This is a genomic window from Streptomyces sp. NBC_00820, from assembly GCF_036347055.1.
Lineage (GTDB): Bacteria > Actinomycetota > Actinomycetes > Streptomycetales > Streptomycetaceae > Streptomyces.
Genome location: NZ_CP108882.1, coordinates 3,336,643 through 3,354,693 on the forward strand (window position 1 = coordinate 3,336,643; position 18,051 = coordinate 3,354,693).

Annotated in this window: 14 protein-coding genes and 1 other RNA gene; 2 read left to right on the forward strand and 13 right to left on the reverse strand. The window is 72.0% G+C overall.

Translation table 11 applies throughout. The features are described from left to right. Positions 1–49: 49 nt before the first annotated feature. The 4 genes from OIB37_RS15165 to OIB37_RS15180 all read right to left on the reverse strand — a co-directional run bounded on the left by OIB37_RS15165 (position 50) and on the right by OIB37_RS15180 (position 6,491). Positions 50–1,405 (reverse strand): acyltransferase family protein, encoded by a 1,356-nt coding sequence (locus OIB37_RS15165; protein WP_330458125.1) that lies wholly within the window; start codon positions 1,403–1,405, stop codon positions 50–52. Next, positions 1,402–3,594: a glycosyltransferase gene (locus tag OIB37_RS15170; RefSeq protein ID WP_330458126.1), complete on the reverse strand. Its 2,193-nt coding sequence runs from the start codon at positions 3,592–3,594 to the stop codon at positions 1,402–1,404. Before OIB37_RS15170 ends, OIB37_RS15165 begins: the two co-directional genes overlap by 4 nt. Continuing rightward, entirely contained in the window at positions 3,594–5,366 is a 1,773-nt protein-coding gene (locus OIB37_RS15175; RefSeq protein WP_330458127.1) for a hypothetical protein, read from the reverse strand. The genes OIB37_RS15170 and OIB37_RS15175 overlap by 1 nt, the downstream gene beginning before the upstream one ends. A gap of 153 nt (positions 5,367–5,519) precedes the next feature. Further along, entirely contained in the window at positions 5,520–6,491 is a 972-nt protein-coding gene (locus OIB37_RS15180; RefSeq protein ID WP_330458128.1) for a LysR family transcriptional regulator, read from the reverse strand. 84 nt (positions 6,492–6,575) lie between these two features. Between OIB37_RS15180 and OIB37_RS15185 the strand changes: the two genes are divergently transcribed. After that, positions 6,576–7,829 (forward strand): MFS transporter, encoded by a 1,254-nt coding sequence (locus OIB37_RS15185; RefSeq protein ID WP_330458129.1) that lies wholly within the window; start codon positions 6,576–6,578, stop codon positions 7,827–7,829. Between the two features lie 110 nt (positions 7,830–7,939). Here the strand turns inward: OIB37_RS15185 and ssrA are convergent. The 5 genes from ssrA to ftsE all read right to left on the reverse strand — a co-directional run bounded on the left by ssrA (position 7,940) and on the right by ftsE (position 11,935). Continuing rightward, positions 7,940–8,309: a transfer-messenger RNA gene (ssrA, locus tag OIB37_RS15190) on the reverse strand. A gap of 110 nt (positions 8,310–8,419) precedes the next feature. Beyond that, entirely contained in the window at positions 8,420–8,965 is a 546-nt protein-coding gene (gene smpB / locus OIB37_RS15195; RefSeq protein WP_330458130.1) for an SsrA-binding protein SmpB, read from the reverse strand. Positions 8,966–9,034: 69 nt separating this feature from the next. Beyond that, the gene (locus OIB37_RS15200; protein WP_330458131.1) at positions 9,035–10,225 is read right to left on the reverse strand and encodes a S41 family peptidase; all 1,191 of its coding nucleotides are present in this window, start codon (positions 10,223–10,225) and stop codon (positions 9,035–9,037) included. 67 nt (positions 10,226–10,292) lie between these two features. Further along, a complete protein-coding gene (gene ftsX, locus OIB37_RS15205; protein WP_330458132.1) occupies positions 10,293–11,213 on the reverse strand; it encodes a permease-like cell division protein FtsX in 921 nt (306 codons plus the stop codon). 32 nt (positions 11,214–11,245) lie between these two features. Further along, entirely contained in the window at positions 11,246–11,935 is a 690-nt protein-coding gene (ftsE, locus tag OIB37_RS15210; protein WP_020940379.1) for a cell division ATP-binding protein FtsE, read from the reverse strand. Between the two features lie 232 nt (positions 11,936–12,167). Here ftsE and OIB37_RS15215 point away from each other — a divergent pair, with 232 nt between their 5' ends. Continuing rightward, on the forward strand, positions 12,168–12,359 hold the full coding sequence (locus OIB37_RS15215; RefSeq protein ID WP_330458133.1) for a hypothetical protein: 192 nt from the start codon (positions 12,168–12,170) through the stop codon (positions 12,357–12,359). Positions 12,360–12,470: 111 nt separating this feature from the next. On the opposite strand, the gene OIB37_RS15220 is transcribed toward OIB37_RS15215, so the two are convergent. From OIB37_RS15220 to OIB37_RS15235, 4 genes are all read right to left on the reverse strand, one after another. Beyond that, the gene (locus tag OIB37_RS15220; protein WP_330458134.1) at positions 12,471–13,274 is read right to left on the reverse strand and encodes a hypothetical protein; all 804 of its coding nucleotides are present in this window, start codon (positions 13,272–13,274) and stop codon (positions 12,471–12,473) included. Positions 13,275–13,565: 291 nt separating this feature from the next. After that, complete coding sequence (gene prfB / locus OIB37_RS15225; protein WP_330458135.1) at positions 13,566–14,672, reverse strand: peptide chain release factor 2; 1,107 nt, start codon at positions 14,670–14,672, stop codon at positions 13,566–13,568. 155 nt (positions 14,673–14,827) lie between these two features. Beyond that, a complete protein-coding gene (locus OIB37_RS15230) occupies positions 14,828–16,051 on the reverse strand; it encodes a serine/threonine-protein kinase (RefSeq protein ID WP_330458136.1) in 1,224 nt (407 codons plus the stop codon). Between the two features lie 200 nt (positions 16,052–16,251). After that, the gene (locus OIB37_RS15235; RefSeq protein WP_330458137.1) at positions 16,252–17,970 is read right to left on the reverse strand and encodes a serine/threonine-protein kinase; all 1,719 of its coding nucleotides are present in this window, start codon (positions 17,968–17,970) and stop codon (positions 16,252–16,254) included. Positions 17,971–18,051: the final 81 nt, after the last annotated feature.

Sequence of the window (18,051 nt, forward strand, 5' to 3'; positions counted from 1 at the left end):
TGTGGCGACGGGTGACCAGGAGGCAACGGTGCTCTCACCGAGGGCGCGGTCAGGCGGTGAGGCCACCCCGGCGGGCCCTGGCGGGACCGGCGGGCCACAGCCGCGGTCGCCGCTTGGCGGCGAGGTCCTCCACCCAGCCGAACAGCACGACGCAGCCGCAGACCAGGACCCAGACGATCGCCAGCTCGGGCCAGGAGCTGTCCAGCAGCCAGGAGAAGTGCTCGGACAGCACGTCGAACCGCCACAGGTCGTCCCACAGCGTGGCGGCGGCCAGGATGCACAGGTTGTGCCAGAGGTAGATCGTCACCGCTCGCGAGTTGAGCAGCGTGACCGCCCGCCGCAAGGGCCGCAGCCGGCGCGGCCACTCGCTCCAGGACGGGCTGATGTGCAGGAGCAGCAGGACGGCGCCGAAGGACCACAGGCACTGCGCGAACGGCATGTCGTTGAGGTCGTGGTCCTGCCTGAAGCCGTGGGTCAGCGCGTACCAGAGCCCCACCGCCGCGACGACCGGTGCGACCGAGGGGACGACGTAGCTCGGCACGCGCTTCAGGACGCCTTCCCGGTGCGCCATACCGAGGACCCAGCACGCGCCGAAGACGCTGAAGTCGCTTACGGCGTCGGGCAGTCGCTCCCCCGGCAGGTGCAGGAAGTGGAACTCCAGGGCCGCGCACAGCGCGACCGGCGACAGCACGGTCGCCCACGGCAGCGCCCGCAACGCCCTGAGCAGGAAGGGCGAGAGCAGGACGAACCAGAGGTAGGCGCGGATGTACCAGAGCGGGACGGCCATCTCCGACCCCCAGTCCGCGCCGAGGATCCCGTGGATGCCGGGCAGGCCCTCGGCGTACGGCGGATCGCTCAGCGGCAGGATCCAGTACCCGAGATGCAGCCACCACCACACGGGGTGTCCGTCGTCGTCCGGGCTCCAGCCCTGGAGCACCATGCCGGTCACACCGAGGGCGCCGAGCAGCCAGAGCGGGGGCAGCAGCCGCCGCATCCGGCCGCGGACCACCTGCGGTGCGGGGCGCTTGAGCGAGCGGGCCATCAGGCTGCCGGCCAGCGCGAACATCACGCCCATGGACGGGAACACGACGGTCAGCCAGGGCCAGCCCATCAGGTGGTAGAAGACGACGCGGAAGAGGGCGACCGCGCGCAGCAGGTCGAAGTACCGGTCGCGCGCGGGCGCGGGCCGCGGTGCCCCGGGCTCCGCGGGACCGGTGGGCTCGTCCGTGCCGGGCGGCAGGGTGGGGACGGTCACGTGCTGGGTTTCCTGGGTCGTCGTCGGGAGGGACGCCGGTACGACGTCCGGGGACGCCAGTGCGACGTCCGGGGACGCCAGTGCGACGTCGGAGAACGCCGGTACGACGTCGGAGGACGCCGGTGCGACGTCGGAGGGTGGCGTGGTCATCGGGCGGTGCTTCCGCCCATCACCGGGGTGCCCTCGCCGGGAGCCGTCGGCGGAGCCGCCACCCCGCCGCTGCGCCGGAGCTTCTGCCAGCGCAGGCGGCCGCCGGTGAGCGCCGTGATCCAGGACTGGAGCAGCACGACGTACATGAGCTGGCGGTAGAGGATCTGCTGCAGGGGCAGCGAGATGAGATGGGTCATGCGTTCCCTGTCCAGGCGGAAGGCGTACGCCGCGCAGACCGCCTGGAGGGCGAGCACGCCCAGCCAGGCCACGATCGTCTTCTGCGTGGGGCCGAACACGACGCCGTAGAGCAGGAACACGTCGATCAGGGGGGCCAGCAGCGGGGCGAGAACCATGAACAGGGAGACCAGCGGCAGGCCCACCCGGCCGAAGCGGCCCGAGGGGCCCCGCTCCAGCACGGCGTGGCGGTGCTTCCAGATCGCCTGCATGGTGCCGTACGACCAGCGGTAGCGCTGGGACCACAGCTGCTGGACCGACTCGGGTGCCTCGGTCCAGGCGCGGGCCTTCTCGGCGTACACCACGCGCCAGCCGTCGCGGTGCAGCGCCATGGTGATGTCGGTGTCCTCGGCGAGGGTGTCGTCGCTCATCCCGCCGACCCGCTCCAGGGCGGAGCGCCGGAACGCCCCGACGGCGCCGGGGATCGTCGGCATGCAGCGCATGAGGTCGTACATGCGGCGGTCGAGGTTGAAGCCCATCACGTACTCGATGTGCTGCCAGGCGCCGATCAGCGTGTCCCGGTTGCCGACCTTCGCGTTGCCCGCCACCGCGCCGACCCGGGGGTCGCCGAAGGGCTGGACGAGTTCGCGGACCGTGGACGGCTCGAAGACGGTGTCGCCGTCCATCATCACGATCAGGTCGTGCCGGGCGTTCGCCATACCGCGGTTGAGGGCCGCCGGTTTGCCCGCGTTGAGCTGGCGCACCACGCGGACGTTGGGCAGGCCCATCCCCTCCACGATGCGGGCGGTGCCGTCCGAGGAGCCGTCGTCGATGACGAGGACCTCGACGGGGTGCTCACTGGCCATCAGTGAACGCACCGTGTTCTCGATGCACTTGGCCTCGTTGTAGGCCGGGACGAGCACGGAGACCGGTTCGGTCACCGGCGGGCCCCAGCTGAAGCTCTTGCGGCGCACCCGGCGGGCGTGCGCGCCGGAGAGCAGGAGCATCAGGACGAAGCGGGAGATGACGAGAACGCCGATCACCGCGAGGCAGACGACCAGGACACCGGTGATGCCGTCGGAGGCGGAGACCAGGAAGATCCAGGCCTTGCCCTTCCACAGGTCGGGGCCGGTCACCTCGGTGCTCGCGCTGGGCGCGCCCAGGGCCTCGGTCAGGTTGTCGAAGGTGTAGCCCTGCCGCTGGAGCTTCGGCAGGAACGTGTCGAGGGCCCGCACGGTCTGGTGGCGGTCGCCGCCGGAGTCGTGCATCAGGACGATCGCGCCCTTGCCGCCGTGCGGGGTGGCCCGGCGGACGATCTCGTCGACGCCCGGCTTCTTCCAGTCCTCGCTGTCGATGTTGTCGACGACCGTGATGTAGCCGCGGGTGCCGATGTACTCGGTCACCGGCCAGGACTTGTCGTCCATGGCATTGGCGAAGGAGGAGTACGGCGGCCGGAACAGGGAGGTGCGGATGCCGGCGGCGCCGGTGATGGCGAGCTGGTTGGTGGACAGCTCCCAGTCGATGCGCCGGTGGCTCTGGTAGGAGAGGTCGGGGTGGTTGAAGGTGTGCAGGCCGACCTCGTGGCCCTCGTCCACCATGCGCTTGACCAGCTCCGGGTATTGGGAGGTCATCGTGCCGGTGACGAAGAAGACGGCGTGCGCGTGATGCTTCTTCAGCACGTCGAGCACCTTCGGGGTCCAGACCGGGTCCGGGCCGTCGTCGAAGGTGAGGACGAGGCGGTGGTCCGGGACGCGAAGGCTGGTGGTCCGGCCGTCGCGGGTGTCGATGACCGGGCCGCCGTCCAGGATCTTCTCCGGCACCTGGTCCGTGGCCGCCTCGGGCTGGATGCGGTGGTCGGCGAGGATCTCGCTGTGGACGTAGCCGCGCAGCATCAGCATCGCGACGAGCGCGACGAGGACGAGCAGCGGCAGCAGCAGGCGCATGGGCAGACGCCTGCGCGGGGAACCGGCGCGGGCTCCGGTTACGGAGCCGCGCCGGTTGGTGCGGGAGACCATCAGAGGGTGTGCTCCGGGGACGATGCGGTGAGGGCGGTGGCCGGGGACTGCGCGGCGGCGACGACGGGCTGTGCGGCCGGTGCCTGTCCGGTCAGGGACAGGGTGCCGCCGCCGTGACCGGGACCGTGGTGGCGCCGGCCACCTCCGGTGGTGGGGGTGCCGCCGGCCGGGGCCGGGGTGGTGGGAGCGGCGGTGGGACCGGCCGGGACAGCCGGGGTCGTCGCGGTGGGGCCGGCCGGGGTCGAGGGGGTGGCACCGGAGGACGCACCGCCGTCGGCCGCGCCGGAGGCGGGCGCGGTGACCTTCGGCTCCGGACCGGCCGAACCGCCGGGCCGGGCGGTGGCGGAGCCCGAGCCGGTACCGGGCGTCCCGGTGCCGGCACCGGGCGAGGGGGTCGTACCGCCGCTCCCGGTCGAGCCGGAGCCCGGGGCCGCGCCGCCGGTCGGCCGGGTGGAGTCCTCCGGCGTCGGCGAGGTGTCCACCTGGCCGGCCTGCTTGTTCTTGTGCTGCGGCACCGGCAGCCACGGCGCGTCCGAGTCGCCGGACATCAGCGTGGCGACGATGACGACCGCGTAGACGGCACAGGCCACGGCGACCACCATGCCGAGGCGCCGGAAGGTACGGCTGCGGCGGCCGGACTCGTCGACGAAGACCGGCCCGTCGGAGCCGTCCCGCGCGGCGCCGCGCGGCTGCCCGGCGGCCGGGCTCAACTGGACGTCGGCCAGCTGCACGGCGTCGAGCTGGACCGTCACCTCGTGCGGATCATGAGCGTGGTCACCGCCTCCGGCGGCCTCACCCCGGGAACCGCGCGGAACGCCGCCACCAGGCCCGCGGGCACCGGACGCGACAGGACCCCCGGCAACGGCCACCGTCGGCCGCGCGACGGACGCGGACGGCAGCACGGCGGTCTGCTGACCCTCGACCACGGACGCCGGAGGCAGCACGGCCGTCTGCTCCGCCGCGGCGGCGGGCGCAGGGGGCTGACCGGCAGACACGGGAGGCAGCACGGCGGTCTGCTGACCCTCGACCGCGGGCACCGGGGACTGACCGGCGTCGGTGGGCGCGGGCGTCCCCTGCTGGGTCTGCGCCTCGGGCGCGGGGGGCAGCACTGTCGTCTCCTCGGCCTCGGCGGCGGGACTCGGGCCATCGTCGGTGGGCATCGGCGGCCGCACGGCGGGCTGGTCGGGTGCGGCTGCGGGTTGGTCGGGCGCGGCGGCGGGCTGCTCGGATGCGGCGGCGGGCTGCTGAGGGTCGGTCACGGCCGCCGAGTGCTCCTGGCCCCCGGCCGCGGCCGTCCGGTGGACATCGGCGGCCCTGCGGAACTCGGCCGCCCGGCGCGCCTTGCGCGCCTGCGGGAGCGGGGCGACCTCGTCGGCCTCTCGGCCGGCCTCGGGACCGGGCCGGGGCGCGGACTTGGCCGCGACCTCGGTGGCCTCAGTGGCCTCAGTGGCCTCGGTGCCGGGTGTCGCCCCGAGCGTCACCACGGCCTCGGGCATCGGCTCGGCCCCGGGCACGGGCGTGGGCACGGGCTCGCGCATCGGTTCGGGTGGGGCGGCATGTCCGCCCCGGGGTATCGCGGTGCCCGGATGGGCTTCGGGACGTATGCCGGTCTCCGGGAACGCTCCGTCCCGCCGCGCCGAGTCCTCGGCGGTGTCCGGAATCGTTCCGATCTCCGGGAAGGTCTGGGTGAGGCCTCCGGCCTGCGGTTGGTCCCGGGCCGCGGACGCGACTTCGGGCCACTCCGGTTGGGCGTCTTCTCGCCACTTTTTCACGTGCGCACATCCCCCTACAGGGCAGTTCGGGGTGCGCCTCGACCCTGAGCACCCGTCGGCCGGACCAGGTCCCCACCTGGCCCGAGCGCCCCCTACCACACCGCGCTCAGGCCAAGAATGTAGCGCACGTGGAGATTGTGTCGTCCCCGTGCCTCACTCGTGGACGGTCATCGCCTCCAGATCGATGGCCGGAATCCATCTGCCGGGCGCTCGCCGCAACCACCCCTCGGCCAGGGCGATTCCGGTCACCGCGCTCCGGAGCGCGGTCAGCCCGGGGTGAACCAGCCCCTTGCGCCAGACCAGCGAGACGGGCGAGAGCGGGACGGGGTCGACGAGGGGACGCAGCACCGTGCGGGGCATCGCCGGAAAGTCCACCACGGCCAGCACCGGGTTCCGGGTCTTGGCCATGATCCGCTCGAACTCCTCGTCCCCGACCGGCAGCGGGAGGGGCGGAGCGATCCGTATGCCTCGTCCCTCGAAGAGCTGGAGGGCCAGATCGGTCCACTCCCGGGTGCGCGGGTTCCCCGCACCGGCGTACACCTCCTCGCCGGCCAGCGCGGCGAGCGGCACCTCGGGCAGGGCGGCCAGCCGATGGTCGTCGGGCAGGACGACGGCCATCGGCTCGTAGCGCACGGGCTGCTGTTCGAGGCCGGAGCGCAGGGCCGGATCGAGGCCCGCGAAGCGGCCGAAGGAGGCGTCCAACCGGCCGGCGAGGAGTTCGGCGGCGGCACCGGTGAGACCGCTCTCGTAGCGGGCCATCAGCTCGCAGTCGGGGGCGAGTTCACGGGCCCGGTGCAGGACGCGGCGGCCGGTGGCCAGGCCGGCGGAGTTGAGGTCGACCAGCAGGGGCCGGGGCCGGTCGAAGGCGGCGAGCAGTTCGTCGTGGGCGGCGAGGACGCGCCGGGCGAGCGGCAGCAGGCGTTCGCCGTCCGCGGTCAGGGTCACCTGTCGGGTGGTCCGTACGAACAGTTCGGCGCCCAACTCCCGCTCCAGTCGGCGTACATCACGACTGAGCGCCTGCTGGGCGACGTACAGGCGGGCAGCGGCCCGGGTGAAGTGCAGCTCCTCGGCGACGGCGACGAAGGCGCGCAGGAGGCGGGGGTCCATCGGGGTGCGGGCGGACATGGCGGCGAATCTACAACGCGGGTGCGTGAATCGGCGCGGAGCAGGTGTTGGACGCGATGATCCGCTTCGGGCGAGCGTGGACCCATGCCTCAACAGCCCACACGGGACGGCCTGATACGGGAACGAGTCTCCCGACAGGCCGCGTACCGCCGCCTGTTCGCCCTGCCCGGCACCCTGGCGTTCACCGCCGGCAACCTCGTCGCACGCCTGCCCATGGGCATGTTCGGGGTGAGCGCGGTCGTGATGATCGCCGGGTCCCGGGGCTCGTACGCCCTCGCCGGCGCCGTCACCGCCACCGGGCTCGCGGCGACCGGGGTGGCCGGCCCCTGGATCGCGCGGCTCGTGGACCGGTACGGGCAGGCGCGGGTGGCCGTACCGGCCACGCTCACGGCCGTGCTCGGCAGCCTCGCGCTGCTGCTGTGCGTCCGCTGGGGCGCCCCGGACTGGACCCTGTTCGCCGCGTACGCCGCCACCGCGGCCACGCCCAACATCGGCGGCCTGTCCCGCGCCCGCTGGGCCCATCTGCTGCGCGACGACCCCGGCGCCCTGCACACCGCGAACTCCTTCGAGCAGGCCGCCGACGAACTGTGCTTCATGCTCGGCCCGGTGCTGGCGTCCTTCCTGACCGGCACCTTCTTCCCGGAGGCGGGCACACTGACCGGGGCCGGGCTGCTCATGGCGGGCATGCTGCTCTTCACCGCCCAGCGGGCCACCGAGCCCCCGCCCCGGGCCCGCTCGAAGGCCCCGTCACCCCTGCGCGGTCCCGGCATCCCGCCCCTGCTGGCCTGCTTCGTGGCCACCGGCGCGATCTTCGGCTCCATGGAGGTCATCACGATCGCGTACGCCGACGCGCGGGGACACCGCGCGGCCGCGGGCGCGGTCCTCGCCCTCCAGGCGGCCGGCTCGTGCGCGGCGGGCCTGCTGTACGGGGCGCTGAAGCCGTCCGGTCCGGCGGTACGACGCCTCGCACGGTGCCTGCCGGCGATGGCCGCGCTGATGACGCTGCCCTGGCTGGCGGCCACCACCACCGGTTCCCTCACCGCCCTGGCGGGCGCGCTGCTGGTGGCGGGCATGGCCACCGCGCCGACCATGGTGACGGCCATGACCCTGGTCCAGGACCGCACCCCGGCCGACCGCCTCAACGAAGGGATGAGCCTGGTGGTGACGGCCCTGCTCACCGGCATCGCCTGCGGCTCGGCCGCCGGCGGCTGGACGGCGGAGCACCTCCCCCCCGCGTCCGCCTTCGCGGTCCCGGTGGTGGCGGCGGTCACCGCCGCGCTGATCCACCTGGGCACGCGCCCCGGCGTGGCGGCCGCCGGTTTCCGCGGCCGTCCATGACAAAGGCCGTCATCCACGGCAGAGGCCGCCGTGCATGACAAAGGCCCCGCCGCTCGTAAGCGACGGGGCCTTTGCCCACATGGGGTACGGAGGACTCGGGAGTCCTCCGATCGTGGAGATGGCGGGAATCGAACCCGCGTCCAACGGTGCGGAATCAGGGCTTCTCCGTGTGCAGTTCGCTGCGCTTTTCTCAGCCCCGGAGATCACGCGAACAAGTCTCCGACGGGCTCAGTCACTGTTAGATTTCCCTCTTCACCCCGTGACCGGGATCAAGGTTTAGTCCCCTAGCTGATGCCAGGATCCGGGTCGGGAACAGCCCCGGGCTGACACTTCGCAAAGTCGCTACTTAGGCAGCGAGGGCGAAGGAATCGCGCTTGGTGTTGGCGATTATTGTTTGCGACATATGGTTTACGAGATCATTGCCGCTTCCTCGACACGCTTCCCCTGCTTCGACATCCGCTGTCGAAACCGATCATCCCCATGTTGATTTTTCAAGTGCCCCCGCGAGGGAGGCGCGCACCCGCTATGGAGTGCAGTGCCATCGTACGTGACCAACGCACGACAGTGCCAGCCTATTCCCGGCGGGGCTGCTAGCCGCCCCGCTGCTTGCGCTTCGCCGCCGCGATCGCGCGGTCCGACTCCCGGCGGTCCTGCTTCTCCCGCAGGGTCTGCCGCTTGTCGTACTCCTTCTTGCCGCGCGCGAGGGCGATCTCGGCCTTCGCCCGGCCGTCCTTGAAGTAGATCGCGAGGGGCACGATCGTGTGCCCCGTCTCCTGGGACTTGGACTCCAGCTTGTCGATCTCCTCGCGGTGCAGGAGCAGCTTGCGCTTGCGGCGCACGGAGTGGTTGGTCCAGGTGCCCTGGCTGTACTCCGGGATGTGGGCGTTGTGCAGCCACGCCTCGTTCCCGTCGATCTGGACGAAGCCGTCCGTCAGCGACGCGCGCCCCTGGCGCAGCGACTTCACCTCGGTGCCGGAGAGCACGAGCCCGGCCTCGAAGGTGTCGATGATCGCGTAGTCGTGCCGCGCCTTCTTGTTCTGCGCGACGATCTTGCGCTTGCCGTCCTTGGCCGCCTTCGCGGCCCCTCCGCCCTGCTTGGGCTGGGACTCCTTCGGTACGTACATTCCCTTGCTCATAGTGCCGCCTATTTTCTCACCACACAGGGGGTGCGAGGGAAGCGTTTTAAGGGGGGGCCCGGCAGAGGGCTACGGCTGGTCGCCGAGCCCGGCGAGAACGGTCTCGGCCCGCGCCAGCGCCCCGGCGCCCGCCTCCAGGTCCGGAGTGATGCCCCGGCGGTCGACCACATGGCCGGAGGGGGTGCGGTAGTGGCCCACGGTCAGCTCGGCCACCGAGCCGTCGGGCAGCGCGGTCGGCATCTGGACGGAGCCCTTGCCGAAGGTGCGGGAGCCGATCACGACCGCGCGGCCGCGGTCCTGGAGGGCGCCGGTGAGCATCTCGGCCGCGCTCATGGTGCCGCCGTCGACCAGGGCGACCAGGGGCCGGTCGGTGTCGCCGCCGCGGGCGGCGTGCAGGGCGCGCTGGGCGCCGTCGACGTCGTAGGTGGCGACCAGGCCGCCGTCGAGGAAGGCGGAGGCGGCGCCGACCGCCTCGGTGACCAGGCCGCCGGAGTTCCCGCGCAGGTCGAGCACGATCCCGGCGGCCGCCGGGGCCTCTCGCACGGCGGTCCGCACGGCGTCGCCGGAGCCCTTGGTGAAGGCGTCGACGCGGATGACGACGACGGAGCCGCCGGCGAGTCCGCGGGCCGCGACGGAGTCGGTGGACAGGCGCGCCCGGCGCAGGGTCAGCGTCCACGCGCGCGTGCCGCGCTGCAGGCCGAGCGTGACCGTCGTACCGGCGGGCGCGTCGTCGGCGTCGCCGCGGAGTAAGGAGACGACCTCGGTGACCGGCCGTCCGTCGACCTTGCCGCCGTCGACGCTGCGCAGCCGGTCGCCCCTGCGGATCCCCGCGTCGGCGGCCGGCGATCCGGTCCGCACCCGGGTCACCTCGATACGGCCGTCCCGCTCGCGCCGCGCCCACAGGCCCACACCGGTGTACTCGCCGTCCAGGGCCTCCTGGAACTCCTGGTACTCGCCCTCGGAGTAGACGGCGCCCCAGCGGTCCCCGCTGCGGCTGACGGCCCGTTCAGCGGCCTCCATGGGGGACTTGCCGTCGGCCATGGCCTCGGCGGCGGCCCTGCGCACGTCCTCGTGGTGGGCGGCCGTACCCGCCGCCCCGACGGTGTTCCCGCGGCCGGACCGGCCGTTCTGCCCGCTCGGCCCGCCCTCCGGGAAGGAGCCGGTGGCGGCGCCGGCGACCAGGACGCCGGCGAAGACCAATGTCAGGGCGGCCCCGCGGCACTTGCGGCGGGGCTGACAGAACAGGGCACGGCCTGACATGGCGGTGAGTCTAGGACAACGCGAAGGGCCGCACGGGCGGATGCCCGTACGGCCCTCTTGGTATGCGTCACACCTTCAGGTACTTGCGCAACGCGAAGAACGCCGCCAGGGAAGGCATCAGCACGCTCGTGGCGAGGATCAGCGGCAGCTTGGTGAACACCGCGTCCCAGCCGACGAAGTTGATGAGCGTGAGCTTCGTGGACAGGCCCATGCCGTGGTCGATGGTGAAGTACCGGCCGACCACCAGGAACACACAGGCGAGGCCGCCGCCGATGAGGCCGGCCACCGCGGCCTCCATGATGAACGGCGCCTGGATGTAGAAGCCGGAGGCGCCGACCAGGCGCATGATCCCGGTCTCGCGCCGGCGGCTGAACGCCGAGACGCGCACGGTGTTGACGATCAGCAGCAGCGCGACGATCAGCATCATCGCCATCACGCCGAGCGCCGCCCGGTTCATCAGGTTCAGCAGCTGGAAGAGGTTGTCCAGGATGCCCTTCTGGTCCTGCACCGACTGCACGCCGTCACGCCCGTTGAAAGCGGTCGCGATGACCTGGTACTTCTGCGGGTCCTTGAGCTTGATGCGGTACGACTCCTGCATCTGGTCCGGCGTGAGGGAGCTGGCCAGCGGGGACTTGCCGAACTGCTCCTTGTAGTGCTTGTACGCCTGGTCCTGGGACTCGTAGGTGACCCTCTCGACGAGCGAGGTCATCTTGTCCAGGTCGGCGCGGATCTGCTTCTTCTGGTCCTCGGTGACCGCGCCCTTGGCGCAGTTCACGTCCGACTGTGCGTCACTCTTGTTGCACAGGAAGATCGAGACGTTGACCTTGTCGTACCAGTAGCCCTTCATGGTGCTCACCTGGTCGCTCATCAGCAGCGAACCGCCGAAGAGGGCCAGGGAGAGGGCGACGGAGACGATGACAGCGAAGGTCATCGTGAGGTTGCGGCGGAGACCGACACCGATCTCCGACAGAACGAACTGGGCGCGCATGGCGTCTGGTTATGCCTTTCCGTCGTGGAACGTCAGTGCTGGTAGCCGTAGACGCCGCGGGCCTGGTCGCGGACGAGGCGGCCCTTCTCCAGCTCGATGACGCGCTTGCGCATCTGGTCCACGATGTTCTGGTCGTGCGTCGCCATGATGACGGTGGTGCCCGTCCGGTTGATCCGGTCGAGCAGCTTCATGATGCCGACGGAGGTCTGCGGGTCGAGGTTGCCGGTGGGCTCGTCGGCGATGAGCAGCTTGGGCCGGTTGACGAAGGCGCGCGCGATGGCCACGCGCTGCTGCTCACCACCGGACAGCTCGCCCGGCCTGCGGTCCTCCTTGCCGCCGAGCCCGACGAGGTCGAGCACCTGCGGCACGGACTTGCGGATCTCGCCGCGGGACTTGCCGATGACCTCCTGGGCGAAGGCCACGTTCTCCGCGACCGTCTTGTTGGGCAGGAGGCGGAAGTCCTGGAACACCGTCCCCAGCTGGCGGCGCATCTGCGGCACCTTCCAGTTGGAGAGGCGCGCGAGGTCCTTGCCGAGGACGTGCACCTGACCGTGGCTGCACCGCTCCTCACGGAGGACGAGCCGCAGGAAGGTGGACTTTCCGGAGCCCGAGGACCCCACGAGGAACACGAACTCGCCCTTCTCCACCTCCAGGGAGACATCCCTCAGGGCTGGACGGGTCTGCTTGGGGTAGACCTTGGAGACATTGTCGAATCGGATCACGGATGCACCACGGGTCGCCGGGGGTAGATGAGCGTGACCATACGCGAACGAGGTGTACGCGCGCAGGGTCCGGTTGCGGTTGGACGACACTTGTGCGTTTTTGTACGGGGCCGGATTCCGGCTTACCCGGGTGGCCGCGCTTCTTCCGGGGGAACCTGGCAAAGTGGAGGGGGAACGTTCTCGTTCCCGGATGCGTTGTGTCTGTGATGGCCGGAGCAAGGAGGGCGACCGCATGACGTACGACCGGTTGGTGTGCGCGAACTGCGCGGCGCCCGTGAGCGAGGGCCGGTGCCCGGTGTGCCGTGCCAACCGCGAGCGTCTGCAGCAGGAGAGCTTCTTCGCGGGGCTGAACCCGGTGGCGCTGATCGCCCTGCTGGCGGTGCTGGTCGCCGCGGTGGTGCTGCTGGCGCACCAGACCGTCTAGGAAGCCCGCAGAACACGCCGGAAGGGCCCGGAGCGCGATGCTCCGGGCCCTTCCGTCTGTACCTGGCCGCGTCCCGCACCTCGTGTGCGGAACGCGGTCGTACGGCTACGCTCAGGCGGCCGCGCCGCCCCGGCCGCCCGCCAAGCGCGGCAGGATGCGGAAGCCGATGCCGCCGGCGATCATCGTGGCGGCGCCGACGAACAGGAACGTGGTCTCGCCGGCACCGGTCTCGGCGAGCTGCTTGCCGCCACCCTGGGCCGTGGCGTCCGAACCCGTGTCGGTGAGGGCCGAAGAGCCCTCTTCCTGGGAGACGTTGTTGTTGCCGCCGCCGTTGGGCGTGGTGTGGTTGCCGGTGCTGCCACCGGTGCCGTGGCCGCCACCGTTGGAACCGCCGGCGTTGCCGCCACCCGTGGTGTCGCCACCCGTGGTGGAGCCACCGCCGGTGGTGTCACCACCCGTGGTGTCACCACCCGTGGTGTCGCCGCCCGTCGTGGTGTCGCCGCCGGTGGTGTCACCACCCGTGGTCGTGTCACCACCCGTGGTCGTGTCGCCGCCGGTGGTGTCACCGCCGGTGGTCGTGTCGCCGCCCGTGGTGTCGCCACCCGTGGTCGTGTCACCACCGTTGTCACCGCCGATGACGCCGCCGATCACGCCGCCGATCGTGGCGTCGCCACCGGTGGTCGTGTCACCGCCCGTCGTGGTGCCGCCCGTGGCGTCGCCACCGGTGGTGTCACCACCCGTGGTGCCGCCGTCCGTGCCCTCGGGCGGGCAGTCGACGCCGGTTCCGATGGTGCAGGACGGGTCGGGCTCGTTGCCGTCGGCGGAGGCCACTCCCGCCACCATCAGCGAGGCACCGGCCGCGATCACGGCGCCGGCTGCTATCCGCGCGACGCGGACGCGCGTCTTCTTGGTCATATGGTTGCTACCCCCAGTAGCTGATCGTCAATGAGGCGGCGTGCGGGGCTTGCCGTGATCGACGGGGGTGGCCGCGACGAGATACGCGTCCGTTCCCCCGGTTCACATGCGCCCCAGAGATACGCATGCCACGCTTCACCCTTCCCATTTTTCAAAGCAACGTCAAGGCCGTTGCACGCGCGATGTCCGATGGGATGACGTTTGCGGGGAATTGGAACCTGTGAGTGTGATGTAAAACCCAGACATACAACAACTGCCGCCCCATGGACGGCAGTTGTCATATCGACAAAATTACTTCTCCTGCTGCTTGCGCCAGCGAATTCCGGCCTCGAGGAAACCGTCGATCTCACCGTCGAGCACGGCCTGCGGGTTGCCGACCTCGAACTCGGTGCGCAGGTCCTTGACCATCTGGTACGGGTGCAGGACGTACGAACGCATCTGGTTGCCCCACGAGCTGCCGCCGTCGCCCTTGAGGGCGTCCATCCTGGCCCGCTCCTCCTGGCGCTGGCGCTCCAGCAGCTTGGCCTGCAGAACGTTCATGGCCGTGGCCTTGTTCTGGATCTGGGAGCGCTCGTTCTGGCAGGAGACCACGATGCCGGTGGGGAGGTGGGTCAGACGGACCGCGGAGTCCGTCGTGTTCACGCCCTGGCCGCCGGGACCCGAGGAACGGTAGACGTCGATGCGCAGGTCCGACTCGTCGATCTCGACGTGGTCGGTCTGCTCCACGACCGGGAGCACCTCGACACCCGCGAAGGACGTCTGACGGCGGCCCTGGTTGTCGAAGGGCGAGATGCGCACCAGGCGGTGCGTGCCCTGCTCGACCGAGAGCGTCCCGTACGCGTACGGGATCTGGACGGCGAAGGTGGTCGACTTGATGCCGGCCTCTTCCGCGTACGACGTCTCGTAGACCTCGGTCTTGTAGCCGTGGCGCTCGGCCCAGCGCAGGTACATGCGCTGCAGCTGCTCGGCGAAGTCGGCGGCGTCGACGCCACCGGCCTCGGCGCGGATGTTGACGAGGGCCTCACGGGAGTCGTACTCGCCGGAGAGCAGCGTGCGGACCTCCATCTCGGCCAGCGCCTTCTTCACGGCGGTCAGCTCGGACTCGGCCTCGGCACGGGTGTCCGGGTCGTCCTCCTCCTCGGCCATCTCGAAGAGCACGGAGAGATCGTCGATCCGCCCCCGCAGCGTCTCCGCCTTCCGGACCTCGGCCTGGAGGTGGGAGAGCTTGCTGGTGATCTTCTGCGCCTCGTCCGGGTTGTCCCACAGGGACGGCGCGGCCGCCTGCTCCTCGAGCACGGCGACATCTGCCCTCAGCTTGTCGAGGTCCAGGACGGCCTCGATCGACTCCATGGTCGAGGAGAGGGACTTCAGCTCTTCGGATACATCGACGACTGCCACGCCTCCAGCGTAACGGCTCCGCCGGGCGCCCAGGTCCTGCGGCAAGGGGTGCGCGCTCGGCTCCCCCGCGCCGCGGGCCCCCTCCACCGGGGCGCCGCCGCTCCCGGACCCCCGCCGCCGGGCGGGTGAGCGGGCAGCGGGGAGGAGGGCAGCGGTCAGGGGGCCGACGTGCTGTGGGACGGCCGGGGCGGCGGGTCGTCGTCCGAGGCGGCCCACGCCCCGATGCCGACTGCGGCCACCAGCAGCGCCCCTGCCACGCCGAACGTGATTCTGCGGCGCCGGGCGGCCGCACGGTGCCGGGCGGAGCCGGGACGGGGCGCTCCCGCGGGACGCGGGACGCGGGCCGTGCCCAGGGCACCGCCCGCCAGCTCGTCCGGCGCCGGCACCCGCATCGACGTATGGGTGTCACGGTTGGAGTCCGGCTTGGACCCCTGCACGAGGGACACCGCGCCGCGCCGCCGCGGCAGCTCCGCGGCGGGCGCCGGGTCCTGTTCCGGCGCGTGCGCCTCCTCGGGGGCCTCCGCGTCCGGCTCGTCCACGTCCAGCGGCGGAATGCCCGCCAGCGTCGGCAGCTGCTCCCGCAGCCGCGCCGCGAGCTCGGAGGCCCGCAGCCGGGAGGCCGGGGCCTTCGCCAGGCACTGCACGAGCAGCTGCCACAGCTCCTCGGGGATGCCGGGCAGCGGTACGACGGTCTCGGTGACGTGCCGCCGCAGCACCGCTCCGGGGTGGCCGCCGCCGAAGGGCGTGAAGCCGGCGAGCAGTTCGTACAGGACCGTGGCCAGGGCGTAGATGTCCACGGCGGCCCGCGGGGGCAGCCCCTCGACGATCTCGGGGGCGAGATAGTCGGGCGTACCGATGATCTTCGTGACGCGGGTGCGCTTCGGCGCGTCGATCAGCTTGGCGACGCCGAAGTCGGTGAGCAGCGCGGGATGGGCGCCGCCGGGGCCGAGCGGGCCCCGCATGTCCAGCAGGACGTTCTCGGGCTTGACGTCCCGGTGCACCACTCCGGCCGCGTGCGCGGCGGCGAGCGCGTCGGCGATGTCGACGACGATCGCCACGGCCGCCTCGGGCGCGAGCCGCCGCTCGCGATCCAGCCGGGTGCGCAGGTCGGTGCCCCGGACGAGGTCCATGACCAGCGCGAGATCGTTGCCGTCGACCACCAGGTCGCGCACGGTGACGATGTGCGGGTGTTCCAGACCCAGCAGCGCGGTGCGCTCCTGGACGAAGCGCCCGACGAGCTCCTGGTCGGACGCGAGGTCCTCCCGCAGGATCTTGATCGCGACGGGGCCGTCCGGCCCCTCGCCCAGCCACACCGTGCCGGCGCTGCCCCGCCCCAGGATCTGGTTCGCGGTGTACCGGCTGCCGATATTCCGTGCCAAGACTGCTCCTACAGACGCGTGTTGCCGATGCTGCGTCGCTGCCGGGGCGCACACATCGGCGGCTGTCGCCGAGGGCCCCCGGACCCCGGCCGACGACCGACCAGGACTCCCAGCCGACAAAACTACGCGCCCTGTGAGGCAACCTTCACCGCAGAGCGGCAAATCACTCGCCGGATGTCGACAAGTCGCCGACCCAGCGGTCAGTTCGAGCCGTCGGAGGAGTTGCTCAGGCCCTTGACCCAGTCACTCAACTGACCGGCCCAGTCGCTCAGTTGGCTCCAGTAACCCTCACCCTTGCCGACCCAGGTGTGCAGCGGGGTCAGGTCCCAGATGAGCCAGCTCGCGACGACCAGGATGACGATCGTGAACAGGCAGCCCTTCAGGCAGCCGAGCCCGGGGATCTTCATCGGATTGGCGCTGCGCTGCCTCGGCTCCCGGGGCTCGCGCGCGGGCCGCTGCGGCTGCTGGGGCGGCGCGTACTGCTGGGGCTGCTGCGGCGGGGCGTACTGCTGGGGCTGCTGGGACTGGCGCTGCTGGCGGCCGTACCCGGCGGGCGGCCGCTGCTGGGGCTGCTGCGGGCGGGCCTGCGGAGCCGGCTGCGCCTGCCGCTGCGGGCGGGCGACCTGCCGCTGGGGGCGGTGGCGCAGCGGGTCCTCGCCCGGGTCGAGGTACTGGACCTGCGTCTGGTCGTTGCGGTCGCGGGCGGCGCGCAGCTGGGTCTGCCACGGGTGCGGCTGCTCGGGCTGCTGGCCCTGCTGGCCCTGCTGCCCCTGCCATCCCTGCGGCGCCGGCGGCACCGGCGGCATGACGGCGGTCGGGTCCGCGGCGCCGGCGCCGGTGTTCGGCAGCATCGCGGTCGGGTCCGCCGCGCCGGCGGGTCCGGAGGTGTGCGGCAGGAAGCTGGTCACCGCGTTCGGGTCGTGGGCGCCGTACGCCCCCTGCGGCCCGTTCACGGGCAGTACCTGCGTGGGGTCGGCGGCGCCGGGGACGCCCGGGACGGCGGCCGGGGCCGGGTCGGGGGCGAGCAGGGCGCCGACGCCCTCGGCGGCCGCGATCTGGGCGGCGTTCGCGTGCACGCCGACGCCCTCGGCGACCACGCGCAGGGCGCGCGCGAGGTTCTCCGCGCTGGGCCGCTCCCCGGGGTTCTTGCGCAGGCAGCGCTCTATGACCGTCCACAGCGGGTCGGGGACGGTGGAGGGGCGGCGCGGTTCGGCGCTCAGGTGCTGGTGCAGCACCTCGAGGGCGGTGGCGCCGGCGAACGGCGGGCGGCCGGTGACCAGTTCGTACAGCAGGATGCCGGCGCCGTAGATGTCGACGGCGGAGGTCTGCGGGCGGCCCTCGGCGGACTCGGGCGCGACGTAGGCGGGGGTGCCCACGAACTCCTGGGTGCGGGTCAGGCCCGGGGAGTCGGCGAGGCGGGCGATGCCGAAGTCGGTCAGCAGCGGGTGCATCCGGCCGTCGTACTGCGTGAGCAGCACGTTGGCGGGCTTCAGGTCGCGGTGGACGACGCCGTCGGCGTGGCTCGCGGCGAGCGCGTCGGCGACCTGGGCGGTGAGCAGGGCCGCGGCGACCGGGGTGAAGGGGCCGTTCTCGCGCAGGTAGCGGTGCAGGTCGGGGCCCTCGACGAGGTCCATGACCAGCGCCAGTAGATCGCCCTCGACGACCAGGTCGCGGACCCGGACGATGTTGGGGTGGGTGAGCCGCAGCAGGACGGAGCGCTCGCGCAGGAAGCGCATCACGATGTCCGGGTCGCTCGCCAGCTCCTCCTTGAGGACCTTGATCGCGACCGTCTCGCCGGGCTGGCCGGCCACGGCCGCCTCGGCTCCCGCCGTCTCGCGCTGGCGGGCACGCCAGACGGTGCCCGTGGCGCCGCGTCCGAGCGGCTCCTCGAGCAGGTACTTGCTGCCGACTGGCCGCACACGTGCTCCCTGCTGCTTCGTGGCTGCTTGCTTGGCTGCTCGCTCGCCTGTCTCCGGGTGTTCCGATCCACTGTAGTGCCG